Source organism: Streptomyces sp. NPDC056628, assembly GCF_042792555.1.
Lineage (GTDB): Bacteria > Actinomycetota > Actinomycetes > Streptomycetales > Streptomycetaceae > Streptomyces.
In genome coordinates this window covers 1-18663 of the sequence record NZ_JBHTWG010000043.1, presented here as the reverse complement: position 1 = coordinate 18663, position 18663 = coordinate 1, and the positions used below count along the sequence as shown (strand labels likewise).

The following is an 18663-nucleotide window of genomic DNA, read 5'->3' as shown; positions in this document are numbered from 1 at the left end:
TCCCGGGAACTCAGGCGGCCGTGGCCAGCTGCTCCCGCTCGCGGGGCACGAACCGCACCTTCGGGTGGCCGCGGCACCAGCCGACCGCGAGGCGCAGTCCGCCGAGGCGGGCCAGCACCAGGGCGACGGTGACGGCCGCGGCGGCGGTCACGGCGCCGCCCGAGGCGAGGCCGGCCCGGACGCCGTACGCGTCCGTGACCCAGCCGGCGATCGGCGCGCCGACGGGGGCGCCGCCCATGAAGACCATCATGTAGAGGGCCATCACCCGGCCGCGCATGCTCGGGTCGGTGCCCATCTGGATGCTGCTGTTGGCGGTGACGTTGACCGTCATGCCGAACATGCCGATGGGCACCATGAGCACGGCGAACAGCCACAGGGAGGGGGCGACGGCCGCCACGATCTCCATCGCGCCGAAGGCCACCGCCCCGGCGATCAGCACCCGCATCCGGGCGGTGCCGCGCCGGGCGGCGAGCAGTGCCCCGGCGAGGGAGCCGACGGCCATCAGGGTGTTGAAGAGGCTGTAGGAGCCGGCGCCCGCGTGGAAGACGTCGTCGGCGAAGGCCGACAGGAAGACCGGGAAGTTGAAGCCGAAGGTGCTGACGAAACCGGCGAGGGTGATGGTCCAGATCAGGTCCGGACGGCCGGCGACGTAGTGCAGGCCCTCGCGCAGCTGTCCCTTGCGGCGCGGCGCCCGTTCAACGACGTGCAGTTCGCGGGCCCGCATCAGGAGCAGGCCGGTGATGGGCGCGACGAAGGACAGGCCGTTGGCGAGGAAGGCCCAGCCGGTGCCGACACCGGTGATCATCAGGCCGGCCACGGCGGGCCCGACGAGCCGGGCGGACTGGAAGTTCGCGGAGTTGAGGCTGACGGCGTTCTGCAGCTGGCCGGGGCCGACCATCTCGGAGACGAACGACTGCCGGGCCGGGTTGTCGAGGACGGTCGCGAGGCCGACGGCGAGGGCGGCCAGGTAGACGTGCCAGACCTGGACGTGTCCGGTGAGGGTGAGGGCGGCCAGCGCGATGCCGGTGAGGGCCATCGCGGACTGGGTGGCGATCAGCGTGGGGCGCTTGGGCAGCCGGTCGACGAGGACGCCGCCGTACAGTCCGAGCAGCAGCATGGGCAGGAACTGCAGGGCCGTGGTGATGCCGACGGCGGTGGCGGAGCCGGTGAGGCTGAGCACCAGCCAGTCCTGGGCGATGCGCTGCATCCAGGTCCCGGTGTTGGAGACGACCTGGCCGAGGAAGAACAGCCGGTAGTTCCGGACGCTGAGCGAGCTGAACATCGAGGAGCGGCGCTCGGGGACGGGCGGGGAGTCGTGGGTGGTCGGTGCGGGGGCGGAGTCTGCTCCGGGTCCCGAACTCAAAAGTGGTCGCCTCCTCGGTGACTGCTTACAGGTGCGCGAGCTTCTCCAGCACGGGGGCGGCGGCGCGCAGGGTCGCCCACTCCTCCTCGTCGAGGCCTTCGACGAGGGTGGCCAGGAAGGCGTTCCGCTTGGTGCGGCTCTCGGCGAGCATCGTCTCGGCCTGCTCGGTCTTCGAGACGACCTTCTGGCGCCGGTCCTCCGGGTGCGGCTCCAGCCGGACCAGGCCCTTGGCCTCCAGCAGGGCGACGATGCGGGTCATCGACGGCGGCTGGACGTGCTCCTTGCGGGCCAGCTCACCGGGGGTGGCGCTGCCGTAGAGGGAGAGGGTGCCGAGCACCGACATCTCGGTGGGGCTCAGCGACTCGTCGACCCGCTGGTGCTTGAGCCGGCGGGAGAGGCGCATCACGGCGGAGCGCAGGGAGTTCACGGCGGCAGCGTCGTCGCCGTGGGTGAGGTCCGACATGTTCATTAGCGTAACTCATTACTCTGGCTAAATACCACTGGGATGCCCCGCGCCACCCGTGACTCCCGCCACGTCACCCCACCATCACTCATACGGGTGATCCAGCAGCGGAACGGGACACACCGCACCGGAAAGTGCCGCGACCCTCATGTACATGGGGACCAGCGTGCTCAGCCTGCGGATAGACCACGAGCTGCTCGACCGGCTGCGCCGGCATGCCGCCAAAAGAGGAATGAGCGTCCAGGACTATGTCGTCCGGACGCTCATCCGCGATGACTTCGACGAGCGGTTCCAGTCCGCTGTCGAGGAGACCGAGAGGTTCTACGGCGTCACGTGAGACCCAGCGCCGGCATCAGGTAGTAGAAGCCGAAGACCGCCGCCACCACGTACATCGCGACCGGGACCTCCCGGCCGCGGCCGGCGGCCAGACGCAGGACCACGAAGGTGATGAAGCCCATGCCGATGCCGTTGGTGATCGAGTAGGTGAACGGCATCATCACCATCGTCACGAAGGCCGGGATCGCGATCGTGTAGTCCGCCCAGTCGATCTCCTTGACGGAGTTCGCGAGGATCAGGAAGCCCACCGCGAGCAGGGCCGGGGTGGCCGCCTGGGACGGCACCATCGTGGCGATCGGCGTCAGGAACAGCGCCACCGCGAACAGACCACCGGTGACGACGTTGGCCAGGCCCGTCCGGGCGCCCTCGCCGACACCGGCCGTGGACTCCACGAACGCCGTCGTGGCCGAGGAGGAGCTGGCGCCGCCCGCGGCGACGGCGAGGCCGTCGACGAACAGCACCTTGTTGATGCCCGGCATCTGGCCGCGGGCGTCGGTCAGCTTCGCCTCGTCGCTGACGCCCATGATCGTGCCCATGGCATCGAAGAAGCAGGACAGCAGGACGGTGAAGACGAAGAGGACACCGGTCAGCACGCCGACCTTGCCGAATCCGCCGAACAGGCTGAACTGGCCGATCAGGCCGAAGTCGGGGCTGGCGACGGGGTTGCCGGGCCACTTCGGGGTGGTGAGACCCCAGGACGGCACCTTCGCGACGGCCTCGATGACGACGGCGACCACGGTCATCGCGACGATCGAGATGAGGATCGCGCCGGGGACCTTGCGGACGATGAGCGCGAGGGTGAGCAGCGCGCCGAGGACGAAGACCAGCACGGGCCAGCCGTCGAGGTGCCCGCCGGTGCCGAGCTGGAGCGGGACCGTGGTCTGGGCGACGTCCGGGATGCGGGTGACGAAGCCGGAGTCGACCAGGCCGATCAGCATGATGAACAGGCCGATACCGATGGCGATGGCCTTGCGCAGGCCGAACGGCACGGCGTTCATGACGCGCTCGCGCAGACCGGTGGCGACGAGCAGCATGACCACGAAGCCGGCCAGGACCACCATGCCCATCGCGTCGGGCCAGGACATGCGCGGGGCGAGCTGGAGGGCGACGACGGAGTTCACGCCGAGGCCGGCGGCGAGCGCGATCGGCACATTGCCGATGACGCCCATCAGCAGGGTGCTGAAGGCGGCGGTGACGGCGGTCGCGGTGACCAGCTGGCCGTTGTCCAGATGATGCCCGTACATGTCCTTCGCGCTGCCCAGGATGATCGGGTTCAGCACGATGATGTACGCCATCGCGAAGAAGGTGGCGAGACCGCCGCGGATCTCGCGCGGCACGGAGCTGCCGCGTTCGGAGATCTTGAAGAAGCGGTCGATTGCGCCATAGGCGGGCCCGGCTCCCGGCTGTTCAGGGGTGGGGGCCTTGGCAGGAGCCGAGGTGGACATCTTTTTGGCGTTTCCTACGAAGAGAAGTGGTCAGACTCAGACAGTTTCAGTATGAACATATAAAGCCCGGAAGAGCCATCTCCGCGCGTAGACCTGATCACCTCGTAAGCTGTGTCGCATGGCGAAGTGGACCCCCAAGCACGAGGCGCCGGAGCCCCTGGAGGGCCCCGTGGTCGCGACCATCACCAGCGGCACCATCATCTGGTTCGTCCTCTTCGTCGCGCAGCTGCCGTTCTACGGCTGGTTCGACGACCACGGGCACACCTGGTGGGTGTGGACCTGCCTGGCCGGCGGCGGGCTCGGCCTCATCGGCATCTGGTACGTCCGCAGGCGCGACGCGGCCCTCAAGCGGGCGGCGGCGCACCAGGAGACCTCCGGCGCGCGCACCGAGCAGCCGGCGGCCCCCTCCGCCGAATAGCGGCCGTCCACCCCTGGTACGAGCCCGCTCCTCCCCCGGTCGGAACTTCCGCGCACTCGGCGGGTGAACTCCCGCACGCGCACGTACCGTCGAATGCATGACGCATGCCGACGCGGGCACCGATGTGGACCACCCCGTGCACAGCGCCTCCGGCACCGTCGCGGCGACCGGACTCACCGCGGCCGAGGTGGCCGAAAGGGTCGCCCGGGGGGAAGTCAACGACGTACCGGTGCGCAGCAGCCGGTCGATGGCCGAGATCGTCCGCGCCAACGTCTTCACCCGCTTCAACGCGATCATCGGCGTGCTCTGGCTGATCATGCTGTTCGTCGCGCCGATCCAGGACAGCCTGTTCGGGTTCGTCATCCTCGCCAACACCGGCATCGGGATCATCCAGGAGTGGCGGGCCAAGAAGACCCTGGACTCGCTCGCGGTGATCGGCGAGGCACGGCCCACGGTGCGCCGCGACGGGGTGGCCGTGGAGATCGCCACCTCCGAGATCGTCCTCGGCGACCTGGTGGAGATCGGGCCCGGGGACAAGGTCGTCGTGGACGGGGTGTGCGTGGAGGCCGACGGTCTGGAGATCGACGAGTCCCTGCTCACCGGCGAGGCCGACCCGGTGGTCAAACGGCCCGGCGACCCGGTCCTGTCCGGCAGCTTCGTGGTCGCCGGCAGCGGCGCCTACCAGGCCACCAAGGTCGGGCGTGAGGCCTACGCCGCCCAGCTCGCCGAGGAGGCGTCCCGGTTCACGCTCGTCCACTCCGAGCTGCGGTCGGGCATCTCGACCATCCTCAAGTACGTGACCTGGATGATGGTCCCGGCCGCCATCGGCCTGATCATCACCCAGCTGTTCGTCAAGGAGAACGACCTCGACGACTCGATCGCCCGGACCGTCGGCGGCATCGTGCCGATGGTCCCGGAGGGGCTGGTGCTGCTGACCTCCGTCGCCTTCGCCATCGGCGTCATCCGGCTGGGCCGCAGGCAGTGCCTGGTGCAGGAGCTGCCCGCCATCGAGGGCCTGGCCCGCGTCGACACCGTCTGCCTCGACAAGACCGGCACCCTCACCGAGGGCGGCATGGACGTCACCGCCCTGCGCACGCTGGACGGCTTCGAGGAGCCCTACGTCCGCACGGTCCTCGGCGCCCTCGGCGCGTCCGACCCCCGCCCCAACGCCTCGCTCCAGGCGATCATCGCCGCCTTCCCCGACCCGGAGGACTGGCGCTGCACCGCCGTCCTGCCCTTCTCCTCCGCCCGCAGGTACAGCGGCGCCACCTTCAGCGAGGGCGACGGGCAGACCGGGACGTGGCTGCTGGGCGCGCCCGACGTGCTGCTCCCCGACGGGCACCCCGTGCTCGGCGAGGCCGACCGGCTGAACGAGCAGGGCCTGCGGGTGCTGCTGCTCGCCCGCGCCCACCGCGAGCTCGACGATCCCGAGGTCGCCCGGGGCGCCGAACCGGCCGCCCTCGTCGTCCTGGAGCAGCGGCTGCGGCCCGACGCCGCCGACACGCTGCGCTACTTCGCCGAGCAGAACGTCCGGACCAAGGTGATCTCCGGGGACAACCCGGTCTCGGTGGGCGCGGTCGCGTCCAAGCTCGGGCTGGCCGGGACGGTCGTCGACGCGCGCCGGCTGCCCCGGGACCGGGACGAGATGGCGCAGGCCATCGAGAACGCCACCGTCTTCGGGCGGGTCACCCCCCAGCAGAAGCGGGACATGGTGGGGGCGCTCCAGTCGCGCGGGCACACCGTCGCGATGACCGGCGACGGCGTGAACGACGTGCTCGCGCTGAAGGACGCCGACATCGGGGTGGCCATGGGCTCGGGGTCGGAGGCGACCCGGGCCGTCGCGCAGATCGTGCTGCTGGACAACAGCTTCGCGTCGCTGCCGTCGGTGGTGGCCGAGGGGCGGCGGGTGATCGGCAACATCACCCGGGTGGCGATCCTGTTCCTGGTCAAGACCGTCTACTCGGTGCTGCTGGCGCTGATGGTGGTGCTCTGGCAGGTGGAGTACCCCTTCCTGCCGCGCCATCTGACCCTGCTGTCCACGCTCACCATCGGGGTCCCCGCCTTCTTCCTGGCGCTCGCGCCGAACCGGGAGCGGGCGCAGCCCCACTTCGTGCGGCGGGTCATGCGCTACGCGATCCCGGGCGGCGTGGTGGCGGGGGTGGCGACGTTCGCGACGTATCTGATCGCCCGCCACCACTACTCGGGGGCGGACAGCCTGCCCGCGGAGACCAGCGCGGCCACCCTGACGCTGTTCCTGGTCTCGATCTGGGTGCTGGCGATCATCGCCCGCCCGTACACCTGGTGGCGGATCGCGCTGGTGGCCGCGATGGGCTTCGCGTTCCTGCTGGTGCTGGTCGTGCCCTGGCTGCAGGAGTTCTTCGCGCTGCGGCTGGTCGGGACGACGCTGCCGTGGGTCGCGGTGGGCATCGCGGCGGTGGCGGCGGTCGCCCTGGAGTTCCTGTGGAAGTGGGTCGACCGCCGGGTCCCGTGCTGAGTCGCGGGGTGTGCGTCTAGCGCACGTCGACGAAGTCGCCCGCGGCGGTGGCCGCCGGGGTCGTCGAGGTGCCCGCGAAGGTGTAGCGGAAGTAGCCGTCCACGGAGGCGGTGACGGTGGCCTTCAGCTCACCCGTCGCGCTGGTGGTGACGGTCTTCACCGTGGTGTAGGTGCTGCTGTCCTTCTTGCGGAACTGCAGCTTCACCGGCTGGCCGGTGTAGCCGTGGTACTTGTTGTCCTCCCAGTTGGCGCGGGACAGCTTGCCGGTGACCGTGATGGTCTTGCCCTTCGCCACCGGCTCCGGCGAGGCGTCCACCGTCTGCTTGGAGTAGCGCTGCAGGAGGGTGGTGCCCAGGCCGCCCTGGCTCTGGTAGCCGACCTTGGTGATGTCGAAGAGCTCGGCGTCCGGGTCCTCGCCGTTGAAGGCGGTGGCCTCCGCCGACGCCTTCCAGCTGCCGGCGTCGGAGTTGATCAGCTCGCTCGCGGCCGGGTAGACGTCGATGGTGCCCGTGCAGGTGGCCGTCGTCGCGGAGGTGGACGTGCAGGTGGCGGGCTCGTCGCCGTAGAGCCGGTTCTCCGGGGCGGTGAGGGAGCCCTTGTAGAGGATCGGGTCGGTGAGGAAGTCGTCGGCCGCGATGTCGACGTCCGCGCCGTGGGTCAGCGTGTAGCTGACGGCCGTGGAGACGTGGTTGGTGGTGCCCACCGCGACCGTCTTGGCGATCTTGAAGTTGGAGAAGGAGACGTTCAGGGCGTACGGCTTGCCGTCGGCGGCCGCGGCACGGCCGGTGGTGGCGACGGCGGCACGGCGGACCTTCGCCACGTCCGCGCGGCCCACGGAGGAGCCGTCGGCCTGGGCGGCCGGGACGGCGAGGGCGGAGAGGGCCAGGGCGCCGGAGACGGCGGCCACGGTGGCTCTGATGCGCATGCGTTCCCCTGGTACGGAAAGGGGCCCCGCTGGTCACGACGGGGCCCGGGTGATCGGGGGCCTGTTGACCCATGTGATCAGATACGCGCCCGCCGGTGCCGGTTGTCTCACCCGCGGGGGAATTCAGTGACCTTCGTCACCAACCCCCGGACGGCTTCCGGGGGTTGGCGCTCCGCGGCTAGCGCACGTCGACGAAGTCACCCGCGGCGCTGACCGCCGGGGTCGTCGAGGTGCCCGCGAAGGAGTAGCGGAAGTAGCCGTCGACGGTGGCCGTGACCGTGGTCTTCAGCTCACCCGTCGAGTTCGACTTGATGGTCTTCAGCGTGGTGTAGGTGCTGCTGTCCTTCTTGCGGAACTGCAGCTTCACCGGCTGGTTGGTGTAGCCGTGGTACTTGCCGTCGTCCCAGTTGGCGCGGGACAGCTTGCCGGTGACCGTGATGGTCTTGCCCTTCGTCACCGGCTCCGGCGAGGCGTTGACCGTCAGCTTCGAGTAGCGCTGCAGGCTCGTGGACGCCAGGTCGCCCTGCATGGCGAAGCCGACCTGGTCCCAGTCGATGTCGTCCGACATCGGGTCCTGGTCGTTGAAGTCGTAGGCGTAGCCGCCGGCCTTCCACGACGTGGCGTCGGCGTTGGTCAGCTCGTAGCCCGGGTAGATGTCGAGGGTGCCCTGGCAGGTGGCGGTCGTCGACGTGGTCGGCGTGCACACCGGCCAGTCGTCGCCGAGCAGCACGTTCGTCGCGTCGGCGTAGGACGAGCCGCGGTAGATCTCGACGTCCAGGAAGACCTCCGGGGCGTCGAGGTCGAGGTCCGCGGCGTGCGTGACCTTGTACGTCACCGGGACGGTCACCGTGTTGGTGGTGCCCACGACGATCGGCTTGCCGTTGTTGACCTTCACGCCGGAGAAGGTGAGGTCCAGGGCGTAGGGCGAGCCCGTGTCCTGCGCGGCGTAGGTGCTGCGGGCGGAGTTGCCGGTCGCCTGCCGTGCCGCCTGCACGGCCTCGCGGATCGCGTCCTTGCCGTGCGAAGGACCGCCGTCGGCCTGCGCGGCCGGGACGGCGAGGGCGGAGAGGGCCAGGGCGCCGGAGACGGCGGCCACAGTGGCTCGAATGCGCATGCGCTCCCCTGGTGGGAAGAGGGCCTGGCCGCGGCCGTCCTCACGGAAGGAGGACGGCCGCGAGCCGGCCCAGGTGATCGTGGAGCCTGTTGACTCGCATGATCAGATCACCGGCGGATACGAATGGTTGTACGCGTGGTGAAGATTTTGTGGCCGCGTGACCTTGCGCGTCCGTCAGTCGAACCAGCGGTCCCGCGCGAGCTCCGCGGTCCGTGACGGATCCTCCAGCAGAGCCGCCACCTCGAAGCGGCGCGGCCACTGCCCGGCCGCCCAGGCAAGCCCGGCGGCCACGCCCTCCAAGGTCGCCGCGTGCAGGACGCCGTCGTCGGTCAGCCGCCAGTCGATCTCCACGCCGTCCACGACGAGTTCCTCGTGCTCCACGTACGACGCCGGGGTCCGTGCCCCGAGCAGCACCCGCACCGCCTCCGGCACCTCGTGCTCGGTGCCCTCGGAGTCCACGCGGCCGGTGACGGACTCGCTCAGCCGCCGCACCTGGAACAGCTCGGCGAGCTCCGCCGCCCGGGCCGGCCGCACCGGCAGCAGCGGCACGCCCGCGGTGAACGGCAGCAGGTCGGGCGAGTCGACGACCACCGCGTCGGCCGCGTCGACCACCTCGACCCGCCCGTCCACGACGGCCCGCAGGTCGTCCGGCAGGGTCACCTGCTCCGGGTCCAGCTCGGCCAGCGCCCCGTACAGGGCGTGCAGTTGGGCCACGGTGACGGTCCGCTCCGGATCGGCGAGGCGGTCCAGGAGCTCGGCGGCGCCGCCCGGCTCGTCCAGCAGCGCGGCGACCGAGGTGCGCACGCCCAGGGCCCGCAGCACCTGCTCGTCGTCGAAGCCGGTCGCGTCGGCCTCCTCGTACAGGCCGCGCAGCAGCGGGTCGCCACCGGCGGCCAGCAGGCCCGCGGGGCGGCGGCCGTCCAGCACCGGGTGCCCGCGCAACCACCAGGCGGTGTAGGGCCGTACGACCTCGTGGGTGCCGTCGGGGAGCAGGACGCGCACCGGCTGGGTGAGGGCGTCCCTCAGCGGCGGCCGGGCGAGCAGGGCCAGGGCCTGCGGCCATTTGTCGTCGTCGACCAGCTCCAGGTCGCGTACGGCGACGAGTTCGGTGGCGACCGGCGGCACCGGGGTGTCCGGGAACCGGTCCAGGACGTCCTCGCACCACACGTCGACCGCGTCCAGCAGTCCCGCGTCGTCGGGCTCGGCGAAGTCGCCGTCCCGGGGCTCCAGTTCGTCCGGGTCGAGGACGACGTCGGTGGCGCGCACCAGGGCGAACCCGGCGAGCACACCGCAGGCCGCGAGCGGCTGCTCGCCCCAGCGCTCGGCCAGCTCCGCGTCCACGAAGGGCAGTTCGCCCTCCCGCATGACCTCGGCGAAGGCGCTGCCGGGCATGGCCAGTTCGCCGGCCGCCGCGAGCTCCCCGTCCTCGTCGGGCAGCGCGAGCGCCCCCAGCCACGGCTCGTCGCCGGGCTCCAGGCCGGCGTCGCGGACGAGGGCGAGCACGGTGTCGGCGAGTTCCTCGGCGTCGGGCGCGTCCTCCTCCCAGTTCGGCGCGCCGTCCTCGTCGAGGGAGGCGGAGACGGCGGCCCGCACCTGAGGCGTGGTCAGGACCGCGCGCGGGGTGGCCGCGAGGGCACCGAGCTTCTCCAGCAGCGGGTGCGCGGCGTCCGGGTGGGCGACCTTGAGGCCGAGGCGGGCGAGGACGTCCGGGGCGACGGAGGTGCCGCCGGGGGTGGGGAGCAGGACCTGCCGGGGGCCGATGGTCGTGCGCCCGTCGGCCAGCGGCACGGGCAGCCCGGACAGCCGGTCCGGGTCGACCCCGGCGAGGCTGTCGTAGAGGCGGTGCCACCAGCCGGGCTCCTTCTCCAGCCCGGCGAGGCGGTCCACGGCGTCGGTGAGCGGCACCCGGGCGACTCCCAGGGTGCGCAGCTCCACCCTCCGCTCCAGCCCGGCGGGCAGCAGGGTGGGCAGTACCTCGGCCAGCACCCGTACGGTGTCGGCGCCGGCGCCCTCGACGACCTCGGCGTCCCGAGGGCGCAGCGACTCGGGCAGCTCGGAGTCCGGCTCGTGCGGGCGCAGGGCGGGCGGCAGGAAGGAGGTCCGCGGCAGCCGCTCCAGGACGGCCCGGCGCAGGGCGCCGTCCAGTTCGCCCTGGCCGAGCGGGCCGGGCACGAGCGTGATGACGCCCTCGTCCACCGGGCGCCAGCCGGCGAGCAGTCCGGCGTAGGCGTCGGCCGCGCGCTCCACGAGGAAGTCGGTGAGCGGGCCGGGGGCGGCGTGCCGGCGGGTGGTGTCGAGCGGGAACGAGGCGATGAGCAGGGCGGGCACGCCCAGCGGTTCGTCGCTGGGGGTGGGGGCGTGCACGACCGGCGCGGTGCGGGGGCGGGCGGGGCTTCCGTCGGCGGTGTCCACGGGGACGGCCCAGGTCAGCGACCAGTGCGGCCGCAGCCGTTCCTCGACGGGGCGGTCGGCGAGCAGGTCGGGGGTGAGCGGGCCGTGGGCCGTGGCGGTGCGCCAGCGGGTGACGCCCGACGCGGAGTCCTCCACGACGGTGAAGGGGCCCTCGGTGCGGCGGCGCAGCGTGCGCGGCGGGGCGTCGCCGATCTCCACCACGACCTCCTCCAGGCCGGGCAGGGCGAGCAGCAGCGCATCGTCGACGGCGCCGAGCAGCCGCTCGGCCAGGTCGGCGGCGGCGGTGTCGCGCAGCGGAAGGATGACGACGGTGTCGTACGGGTCGGGGGCGGTGCCCTCGGCGGCGAACGGCAGCCGCAGCAGCGGCACATGGCCGTCCCGGCGCCGGATCTCTTCGCCCAGTCCCGGGCTGTGGCGGGCGGTGTCCTGGGCCAGCTCGCGGGCCTCGGCGAGCGACCAGCGCACCCCGCCGTGGCGTCCGACGACGGCGGGCTCGTCGGTGACGGCGACGACGGCCGCGAAGCCGACGCCGAACCGTCCGACGGCCTCGCTGTCCCGTTTCGCGGAGGCCCGCAGCGTGGACAGCGACTCGACACCGGCCGCGTCCAGGGGTGCGCCGGTGTTGGCGGCGACGAGCACGCCCTCGCGCAGGGTGAGCCGCAGACGTCCGGGCACTCCGGCCCGGCCGGCGGCGTCGGCGGCGTTCTGCGCGAGCTCGACGACCAGCCGGTCCCGGTACCCGCCGAGGACGAGGTCCTCCTCGGCGTTGGCGTCCTCCCGGAAACGGGCGGGGCTGGTGGCCCACGCGTCCAGCACTCCACGCCGCAGACGCGCCGTACCGAACGGGTCGGCGCCCTCGGCCGCGGGCCGCACGAACTTGCTCACGTTGACACTCCTCATCGCCGTCGCGACGAAGGTACCGCTCATGGACGGCCGATGCGCGGGGCGTCCGACCAGGCCCCCTGAGGAGGGGGATTCCCGCGGGCGGCGCCCGTCAGGAGTGGCCGAGTTCCGCCGAGTCCTCGTCCGTCGTGGCCGGGACCGAGCCCGAGTCCGGGGACGGGCGCAGCGGGAAGGGGTCGACGCGGGTCTCGTCGACGACCGGCTGGGCCGGGCGGAGCGGCTTGGGCATGACGGCCGCCTCCGAGTGCCCGCCGCAGCCGTAGGTCAGGGAGACCACATGGCCGTCGGCCGGGGAGAACTCGTTCGCGCAGATGCCGAAGGCCTGGCCGAGGGAGCCGCCGATCGGGATGAGGAAGGCGCAGGTGGCACAGGTGGCGGGGGCCGCCTGTGCCATGGGCGTCTTCGGGCCGAACGCCTCCTCCCAGCGGTCGGCGGCGAGGTGCAGGCCGTAGCGGGACAGGACGCGGGCGCGGCGCAGGCCCAGTTCGTCCGCGATGGCGGCGATGGAGCCGCGGGAAGGGGCCATCGGCAGGTTCGCCGGGGTGCCGCCGGTGACTTCGGCGTCCTCCGCGTCGACCAGCTCGGCCATCTCGTCGGAGACGGGCGCGTTGGGGCCGGGCTCGTCCACGCCGGTGTAGCCGGGCTCCAGGCGCAGGTCGTCGGCGTCGGTGGGCAGCAGGTCGCCGGGGCCCATGTCGCCGGGGCGCAGCCGCTCGCTCCACGGGACCCACTCGGGGGCCAGCAGGGCGTCGGGGCCGGGCAGCAGGACGACCTCGTCGAGCGTGACGACCTTGGCGCGCGAGGCGCGGGCCACCGTCACCGCCCAGCGCCAGCCGCGGTACGCGAGCTCCTTGCACTCGAAGAAGTGCGTGACCACGCGGTCGCCCTCGGACACCACGCCCGCGTGCTCCCCGACGACACCGGGTGCGGCGGCCTCCTCCGCGGCGCTCCGGGCGAGGTCGACGGCCTCGGCGCACAGACGATCGGGGGTGCGGCTTCGCGTGGTCGCTGCGCTCACAGGTATCGCTTCTCTCCTACGCCGTCTTACGGGTGCGGGTGCCTCAAGGCGGCGGAGCGGACGGAGCGGACCTGTGGGCCGCGTCGACGTCCGCGTCCGAATCGCGCTCGGGCGCACCTACGTCATCCATTGTGCGGGATGGCTGAGATACGCACGCTACCTGTTCGCGGGCGCTGGGCCTACACCGACGGTGCTTCTCGGCGCTCCGCGATGCGCGCCGAGCGGCGGCCCGTGGCCTCCATACGCGCCGCAACCGCACTAGCCACCCCCATTACGGGGCACTATTGCGTGGTGGCGACCGCGAGGCAGCCCGACGGAGCCACCGGTGTCGGTGGGCCCGGGGGCGGCCGCAACCAACGTGGCGGATCGGGCCGGAGGCGCGGCTCCCTCCGCGCGATCGGCCGTGCCCTGCACTTCCCGTTCACCGGCCCGGCGCGCGGCATCCGCAAGGCCACGCACGCGCACGGGGCGGGCGAGTCGGGCCTCGGCAAGCTGATCGAGCTGCACGGGGTGAACGGCGCGGGCGACGTCATGATCACCGTCGCGCTCGCCTCCACCGTGTTCTTCTCCGTCCCCACCGACGAGGCCCGCGGCCGGGTCGCGCTCTACCTGGGCATCACCATGGCGCCGTTCACGCTCCTGGCCCCCGTGATCGGCCCGCTCCTCGACCGCCTCCCGCACGGCCGGCGCGCCGCCATGGCGGGCGCGATGCTGGCCCGCGCGCTGCTCGCCCTGGTCCTGTCCAGCGCCGTGGTCAGCGGTGACCTGCAGCTGTATCCGGCCGCGCTCGGGGTGCTGGTCGCCTCGAAGGCGTACGGGGTGGTCAGAAGCGCGGTCGTGCCCCGACTGCTGCCACCGGGGTTCTCGCTGGTGAAGGCCAATTCGCGGGTCACCCTGGGCGGGCTGCTGGCCACCGGGGTGGCCGCGCCGATCGGCGCGGGCCTGCAGGCGATCGGACCGCGCTGGCCGCTGTACGGCGCCTTCGTGATCTTCATCGCCGGTACGGTCCTGTCGTTCACGCTGCCCCCGAAGGTCGACTCGGCCAAGGGCGAGGACCGGGCGCTGCTCGCCGCCGACGAGCAGCATCTGCACGGCCCGCACCGGCAGCCCGTCAAGCGCCCGAACCTGCGCACGGTCGGTATCGCGGTCACCCACGCCCTGGGCGCCAACGCCGCCCTGCGCTGTCTGTCCGGGTTCCTGATCTTCTTCCTGGCGTTCCTGCTGCGGGAGCACCCGATGTCCGGGCAGAGCGCCGCCGTGTCCCTCGGCATAGTCGCCGTGGCGGCCGGCACCGGCAACGCGCTGGGCACGGCGGTCGGCGCCTGGCTCAGATCCCGGGCGCCGGAGGTCATCATCGTGACCGTCGTGGGCCTGGTGATGGCCGTGGCGCTCACGGCGGCGGCCCTGTTCGGGGCGGTCATGGTGGCCTGCCTCGCGGCGGTCGCCGGGTTCGCGCAGGCGCTGGCCAAGCTGTCCCTAGACGCGCTGATCCAGCGGGACGTCCCGGAGTCGGTGCGCACGTCGGCGTTCGCCCGCTCCGAGACACTGCTGCAGGTGTCGTGGGTGCTCGGCGGAGCCGTCGGCATCGTGCTGCCGCTGCGCGGCTCGCTCGGGCTGCTGGTCGGTGCCGCCATCGTCGCCACCGGCTGGCTGACCACCGTCAGGGGCCTGCTCGGCTCGGCCCGGCACAGCGGGTACGCCCGGGCACGGGTCGAATGAGGGGCTCCGGGCGAGCGGCCGTGCCACGCCCGACACACGGCACGCCGCCCCCGCATGGAGAGCGCACGACACACGCCCGATAGCCTTCGCCCATGACCACGCTGCAATCCGTTGTGCGACGCCGCCGCGCGCTCGCCGCCGCCGGCGCCGTTTCCGCCGGACTGCTCGTCCTGTCGGCCTGCGACAAGCCGACGCCGATCGCCACGGTGACCGTCGGCACCTCCTCCGTCCACGCGGAGGCCACCTGCGGTGGCGAGAGCGGTGAGACCGTGAAGACCTCGGACCTCGCCAAGTGCCTGAAGGGCAAGGACATCAAGTCCATCAAGGTGGACCCGGACGAGACCGTGCGCTTCGGTGTCGACCCGGAGATCGCCGACGAGGGCTGGACCATCCTCATGAACGGCCAGCCGCTCACCGACTCCAGCACCAAGACCTACCGGACCGTCCCGGGCAGCGTGTTCTTCAACGCCCAGTACGGCGCCAGCGGCAACTCGACGCTCGTCTCCATCAAGGAGGGCGAGCGGGGCGTCACCGGCCTGTGGTCCTTCAAGCTGAAGAAGGACAGCTGATCACGTCCGCTGCACGGATCCTCGTGGCCACCGCGGTCCCCGCCGAGCGGGACGCGGTGTCCCGGGTGCTCGACCTGCCGGACGCGGAGGTGATCGCCGCCGGTGTCGGGCCGGCCCTCGCCGCCGCCTCCACCGCCACGGCCCTGACCACCGCCGCCCTGAGCGGCCGCCCCTTCGGGCTGGTCGTCTCGGCGGGTATCGCCGGCGGCTTCGCGCCGTACGCGCCCGTCGGCTCCCTCGTCGTCGCCGACGAGATCACGGCCGCCGACCTCGGCGCGGAGACCCCCGACGGCTTCCTGCCGGTCACGGAGCTGGGCTTCGGCACCGTCACCCACCGCCCGCCCGAGGCGCTCGTGCGCGAGGTGGCGTCCGCGACGGGCGCCCGCCCCGGAGCCGTCCTGACCGTCTCGACCGTCACCGGCACCGCCGCACGCGCCGCCCGTCTGCGCGAACGCCACCCCACCGCCCTCGCCGAGGCCATGGAGGGCTTCGGTGTCGCCGAGGCCGCGACCGCGCACGGCACCCCGGTGCTGGAGCTGCGCGCCGTCTCCAACCCCGTCGGCCCGCGCGAGCGCGCCGCCTGGCGGATCGGGGACGCGCTGGCCGCGCTCGCCGAGGGCTTCGGGAAGATCACCCCCGTCCTCCGGAGTTGGAACCCACATGACCGCTGACCCATTGCAGATCGCCTACTCCCCCTGCCCGAACGACACGTTCGTCTTCGACGCCCTCGCCCACGGCCGCGTCCCCGGCGCCCCCGCCCTGGACGTCACGTTCGCGGACATCGACGTCACCAACGGCATGGCCGAGCGCGGCGAGTTCGACGTGCTGAAGGTGTCCTACGCCGTACTGCCGTACGTCCTCGGCGACTACGCGCTGCTGCCCTGCGGCGGCGCGCTGGGCCGGGGCTGCGGGCCGCTGGTGCTGACCCGCGAGCCCGGCACCGATCTGGCCGGGCGCACGGTCGCCGTGCCGAGCGAGCGGTCGACGGCGTATCTGCTGTTCCGGCTGTGGGCCGCCGACACGGTGCCCGGCGGCGTCGGGGAGATCGTGGTGATGCCGTTCCACGAGATCATGCCCGCCGTCCGCGACGGCAAGGTCGACGCGGGTCTCGTCATCCACGAGGCGCGCTTCACGTACCGGAACTACGGGCTGCACAAGCTCGCCGACATGGGCGAGCACTGGGAGGACACCACGGGGCTGCCGATCCCGCTGGGCGCGATCATCGCCAAGCGGTCGCTGGGCGCCGAGCGGCTGACCGGGCTGGCGGACGCGATCCGCGCCTCGGTGCGGGCCGCCTGGGACGACCCGGAGATCTCCCGGCCCTACGTCATGGAGCACGCGCAGGAAATGGACTCGGCGGTCGCGGACCAGCACATCGGTCTGTACGTCAACGAGTTCACGGCCGATCTCGGGGAGCCCGGGTACGCGGCCGTCCGCGGACTGCTGACCCGCGCGGCGGCCGAGGGGCTCCTTCCGCCCCTCGACCCGCACGCACTGGATTTCCCCTAGAAATCCCGGAAATCCCCCCGCCCGTGCCGTCTATACGTCGAGCTGGTCCGCGACGGCCCGGAGCAGGCCCGCGATCTTCTTGCCGGAGTTCTTCTCGGGGTAACGGCCCCTCTCCAGCATGGGCGTGATGTTCTCCAGCAGGGTCGTCAGGTCCTGGACGATGGAGGCCAGTTCGTCCGGCTTCTTGCGCTGGGCCGCCGCGACGGACGGCGTCGGGTCGAGCAGGACGACCGACAGCGCCTGGTCACCGCGCTGACCGGCGACGACGCCGAACTCCACCCGCTGGCCCGGCTTGAGCGCGTCGACTCCGGCGGGGAGGACCGAGGAATGGACGAAGACGTCACCGCCGTCGTCGCGGGAGAGGAAGCCGAAGCCCTTCTCGCTGTTGAACCACTTGACCTTGCCAGTCGGCAAAGCACACGCTCCCTCGATCGCTCCCGGACTGGCCGGACACCCTTGATCTGCCGTTGCGACAGCCTACCGGGGGTCTCTCCAGCCGAACACGCGTTAAAACGAGACTGAGCCCCTACCGGTGAAGGCAGGGGCTCAAGGTGGTGAAGGACGCGTGAGGGGCCACCCGACGTGCCGGGAGAGCGTGGCGCGGGAGACTCCGAGAGCCTTGGCGGCAGTCAGGTGGTTTCCGGCGAGAGTGCCGGTGAGGAGGGCGCTCCGAGCGAACCCCAACGCTTTCCGTCGGAATTCTTCGGGATGACGTTACGGCTGATCACCATTCCCTTTCGCTTTCGTCCGCCCTCTTGTCCCAGGCCCAGACCTTTACGCCAGGGGCGGAGGAATTCCCTACGGTCTTCCTGGCCTTCGGACTCCCGGACTTCCCCGTGCGGAGGCAGGCGAGGTGGCGCAGACCTGCGGCCGGTCGACCTCGACCCGCCGGTACCCGGGCTGATGGTCCCGGGGCCGGTGACGAGACGTCGCCGGGTCGTTCCCTCGCGCAGGGAACTACCCTGGTCCGGTGCGTGACAAGACCCCAACGAATTCCGCAGCGCCCGGCGACCGGCTGATCCGGGCCGGCGCGATCGTCTTCTTCGTCGGCGCCGTGGCCACACTGGTCACGGTGGCCCCGTTCCTGCTCGGTACGACGCCCTTTCCGACCTTCATGTTCGGTCTGAGCATGCTCATGGGCGTCGGATTCGCCGTCGCCGGCGCCGGGGTGCTCCGGTCGATCGCGGCCGGACGGCGTCAGGCGCGTCAGGCCGCGCGGTAGCCGGCCAGCCAGTCCGGGAATCCGGTCAGGTCCGCGAGGACGACGTCCGCGCCCAGCTCGGCGAGCTCGACCGCGTCGAACGGCCCGGTGGCCACGGTGACCGACAGCGCGCCCGCCGCGCGGGCCGCCCGGATGTCGCCCTGGTGGTCGCCGACGTAGACGCCCGCCCCGTGTTCGCGCAGGGCGACGGCCTTCCGCTCGGCCCACAGGTCGCCGACGACCGCGTCGGGTTCGATACCGAGGTGCTCCAGGTGGAGCTTGGCGTTCGGTTCGTGCTTGGCGGTGACGACGATCGCCCGCCCGCCCGCCTCCCGTACGGCGGCTATCGCCTCGCGGGCGCCCGGCAGCGCGGTCGTGGCGGTGACGGCGAACGCCGGGTACATCGCCCGGTACTCCTCGGCGACGGCCGCGACCCGCTCGGCCGGGAACCAGTTCGCCAGCTCCTCCTCCAGCGGCGGCCCGAGCCGGGTCACCGCGAGGTCGGCGTCGATGTACGTCCCGGTCCGCTCGGTCAGCGCCCGGTAGCAGGCGTGGATCCCGGGACGGGAGTCGATGAGGGTCATGTCGAGGTCGAAGCCGACGGTGAGTGCCATATGCGCCATTGTGCCCAGCCACCGCGCACGGCCGTCCCACGGGCCCGGGCGGGCACCGCCCCCTAGCTTGTTCTTTTTCTTCCGGCCTCGAACGGTGTCTCGAACTGAGTCGCTCACCTGGGGATTCGCCGGATGTGGGGGCGGCCTTCGTCTGATCATG

17 protein-coding genes are annotated in these 18663 nt (G+C 72.2%); 8 read left to right on the top strand and 9 right to left on the bottom strand.

Translation table 11 applies throughout. The features are described from left to right. Nucleotides 1-10: 10 nt before the first annotated feature. Both ACFRAC_RS32385 and ACFRAC_RS32380 read right to left on the bottom strand, forming a co-directional pair. A complete protein-coding gene (locus ACFRAC_RS32385; RefSeq protein ID WP_382936911.1) occupies nucleotides 11-1363 on the bottom strand; it encodes an MFS transporter in 1353 nt (450 codons plus the stop codon). Between the two features lie 25 nt (nucleotides 1364-1388). Then, on the bottom strand, nucleotides 1389-1826 hold the full coding sequence (locus ACFRAC_RS32380; protein WP_361341483.1) for a MarR family transcriptional regulator: 438 nt from the start codon (nucleotides 1824-1826) through the stop codon (nucleotides 1389-1391). A 148-nt stretch (nucleotides 1827-1974) separates the two neighbouring features. On the opposite strand from ACFRAC_RS32380, the gene ACFRAC_RS32375 reads away from it, so the two are divergent. Then, nucleotides 1975-2163, top strand: coding sequence for a ribbon-helix-helix protein, CopG family (locus tag ACFRAC_RS32375; RefSeq protein ID WP_382936902.1), 189 nt, complete (start codon nucleotides 1975-1977; stop codon nucleotides 2161-2163). On the opposite strand, the gene ACFRAC_RS32370 is transcribed toward ACFRAC_RS32375, so the two are convergent. Beyond that, nucleotides 2156-3607, bottom strand: a complete 1452-nt coding sequence (locus ACFRAC_RS32370; RefSeq protein ID WP_382936896.1) for an NCS2 family permease — start codon at nucleotides 3605-3607, stop codon at nucleotides 2156-2158. The genes ACFRAC_RS32375 and ACFRAC_RS32370 overlap by 8 nt on opposite strands. A 118-nt stretch (nucleotides 3608-3725) precedes the next feature. On the opposite strand from ACFRAC_RS32370, the gene ACFRAC_RS32365 reads away from it, so the two are divergent. Both ACFRAC_RS32365 and ACFRAC_RS32360 read left to right on the top strand, forming a co-directional pair. Next, nucleotides 3726-4025: a DUF2530 domain-containing protein gene (locus ACFRAC_RS32365; protein ID WP_382936892.1), complete on the top strand. Its 300-nt coding sequence runs from the start codon at nucleotides 3726-3728 to the stop codon at nucleotides 4023-4025. Nucleotides 4026-4122: 97 nt separating this feature from the next. Further along, complete coding sequence (locus tag ACFRAC_RS32360; protein WP_382936886.1) at nucleotides 4123-6519, top strand: HAD-IC family P-type ATPase; 2397 nt, start codon at nucleotides 4123-4125, stop codon at nucleotides 6517-6519. Nucleotides 6520-6535: 16 nt separating this feature from the next. Here the strand turns inward: ACFRAC_RS32360 and ACFRAC_RS32355 are convergent, their stop codons facing one another. From ACFRAC_RS32355 to ACFRAC_RS32340, 4 genes are all read right to left on the bottom strand, one after another. Continuing rightward, a complete protein-coding gene (locus ACFRAC_RS32355) occupies nucleotides 6536-7444 on the bottom strand; it encodes a hypothetical protein (RefSeq protein WP_382936882.1) in 909 nt (302 codons plus the stop codon). A 178-nt stretch (nucleotides 7445-7622) separates the two neighbouring features. Next, nucleotides 7623-8558 (bottom strand): hypothetical protein, encoded by a 936-nt coding sequence (locus tag ACFRAC_RS32350; protein ID WP_382936877.1) that lies wholly within the window; start codon nucleotides 8556-8558, stop codon nucleotides 7623-7625. A 174-nt stretch (nucleotides 8559-8732) separates the two neighbouring features. Further along, on the bottom strand, nucleotides 8733-11855 hold the full coding sequence (locus ACFRAC_RS32345) for a sacsin N-terminal ATP-binding-like domain-containing protein (protein ID WP_382936873.1): 3123 nt from the start codon (nucleotides 11853-11855) through the stop codon (nucleotides 8733-8735). A 109-nt stretch (nucleotides 11856-11964) separates the two neighbouring features. Further along, nucleotides 11965-12891 (bottom strand): DUF3027 domain-containing protein, encoded by a 927-nt coding sequence (locus ACFRAC_RS32340; protein WP_382936869.1) that lies wholly within the window; start codon nucleotides 12889-12891, stop codon nucleotides 11965-11967. A 291-nt stretch (nucleotides 12892-13182) separates the two neighbouring features. Here ACFRAC_RS32340 and ACFRAC_RS32335 point away from each other — a divergent pair, with 291 nt between their 5' ends. From ACFRAC_RS32335 to ACFRAC_RS32320, 4 genes are all read left to right on the top strand, one after another. Beyond that, complete coding sequence (locus tag ACFRAC_RS32335) at nucleotides 13183-14610, top strand: MFS transporter (RefSeq protein WP_382936864.1); 1428 nt, start codon at nucleotides 13183-13185, stop codon at nucleotides 14608-14610. 92 nt (nucleotides 14611-14702) lie between these two features. Beyond that, entirely contained in the window at nucleotides 14703-15179 is a 477-nt protein-coding gene (locus tag ACFRAC_RS32330; protein WP_382936859.1) for a DUF2771 domain-containing protein, read from the top strand. A gap of 23 nt (nucleotides 15180-15202) precedes the next feature. After that, on the top strand, nucleotides 15203-15850 hold the full coding sequence (locus ACFRAC_RS32325; RefSeq protein ID WP_382936856.1) for a futalosine hydrolase: 648 nt from the start codon (nucleotides 15203-15205) through the stop codon (nucleotides 15848-15850). Next, on the top strand, nucleotides 15840-16688 hold the full coding sequence (locus tag ACFRAC_RS32320; RefSeq protein WP_382936851.1) for a 1,4-dihydroxy-6-naphthoate synthase: 849 nt from the start codon (nucleotides 15840-15842) through the stop codon (nucleotides 16686-16688). The genes ACFRAC_RS32325 and ACFRAC_RS32320 overlap by 11 nt, the downstream gene beginning before the upstream one ends. Before the next feature lie 30 nt (nucleotides 16689-16718). Here ACFRAC_RS32320 and ACFRAC_RS32315 read toward each other — a convergent pair whose 3' ends face one another. Then, nucleotides 16719-17102, bottom strand: a complete 384-nt coding sequence (locus tag ACFRAC_RS32315) for a cold-shock protein (protein ID WP_361341519.1) — start codon at nucleotides 17100-17102, stop codon at nucleotides 16719-16721. Between the two features lie 556 nt (nucleotides 17103-17658). Between ACFRAC_RS32315 and ACFRAC_RS32310 the strand changes: the two genes are divergently transcribed. Then, entirely contained in the window at nucleotides 17659-17910 is a 252-nt protein-coding gene (locus tag ACFRAC_RS32310) for a hypothetical protein (protein WP_382936840.1), read from the top strand. Here ACFRAC_RS32310 and ACFRAC_RS32305 read toward each other — a convergent pair. Then, nucleotides 17895-18512 carry an HAD family hydrolase gene (locus tag ACFRAC_RS32305; protein ID WP_382936835.1) on the bottom strand — a complete coding sequence of 206 codons (618 nt, stop codon included), beginning with the start codon at nucleotides 18510-18512 and terminating at the stop codon, nucleotides 17895-17897. The genes ACFRAC_RS32310 and ACFRAC_RS32305 overlap by 16 nt on opposite strands. Between the last annotated feature and the right edge of the window lie 151 nt (nucleotides 18513-18663).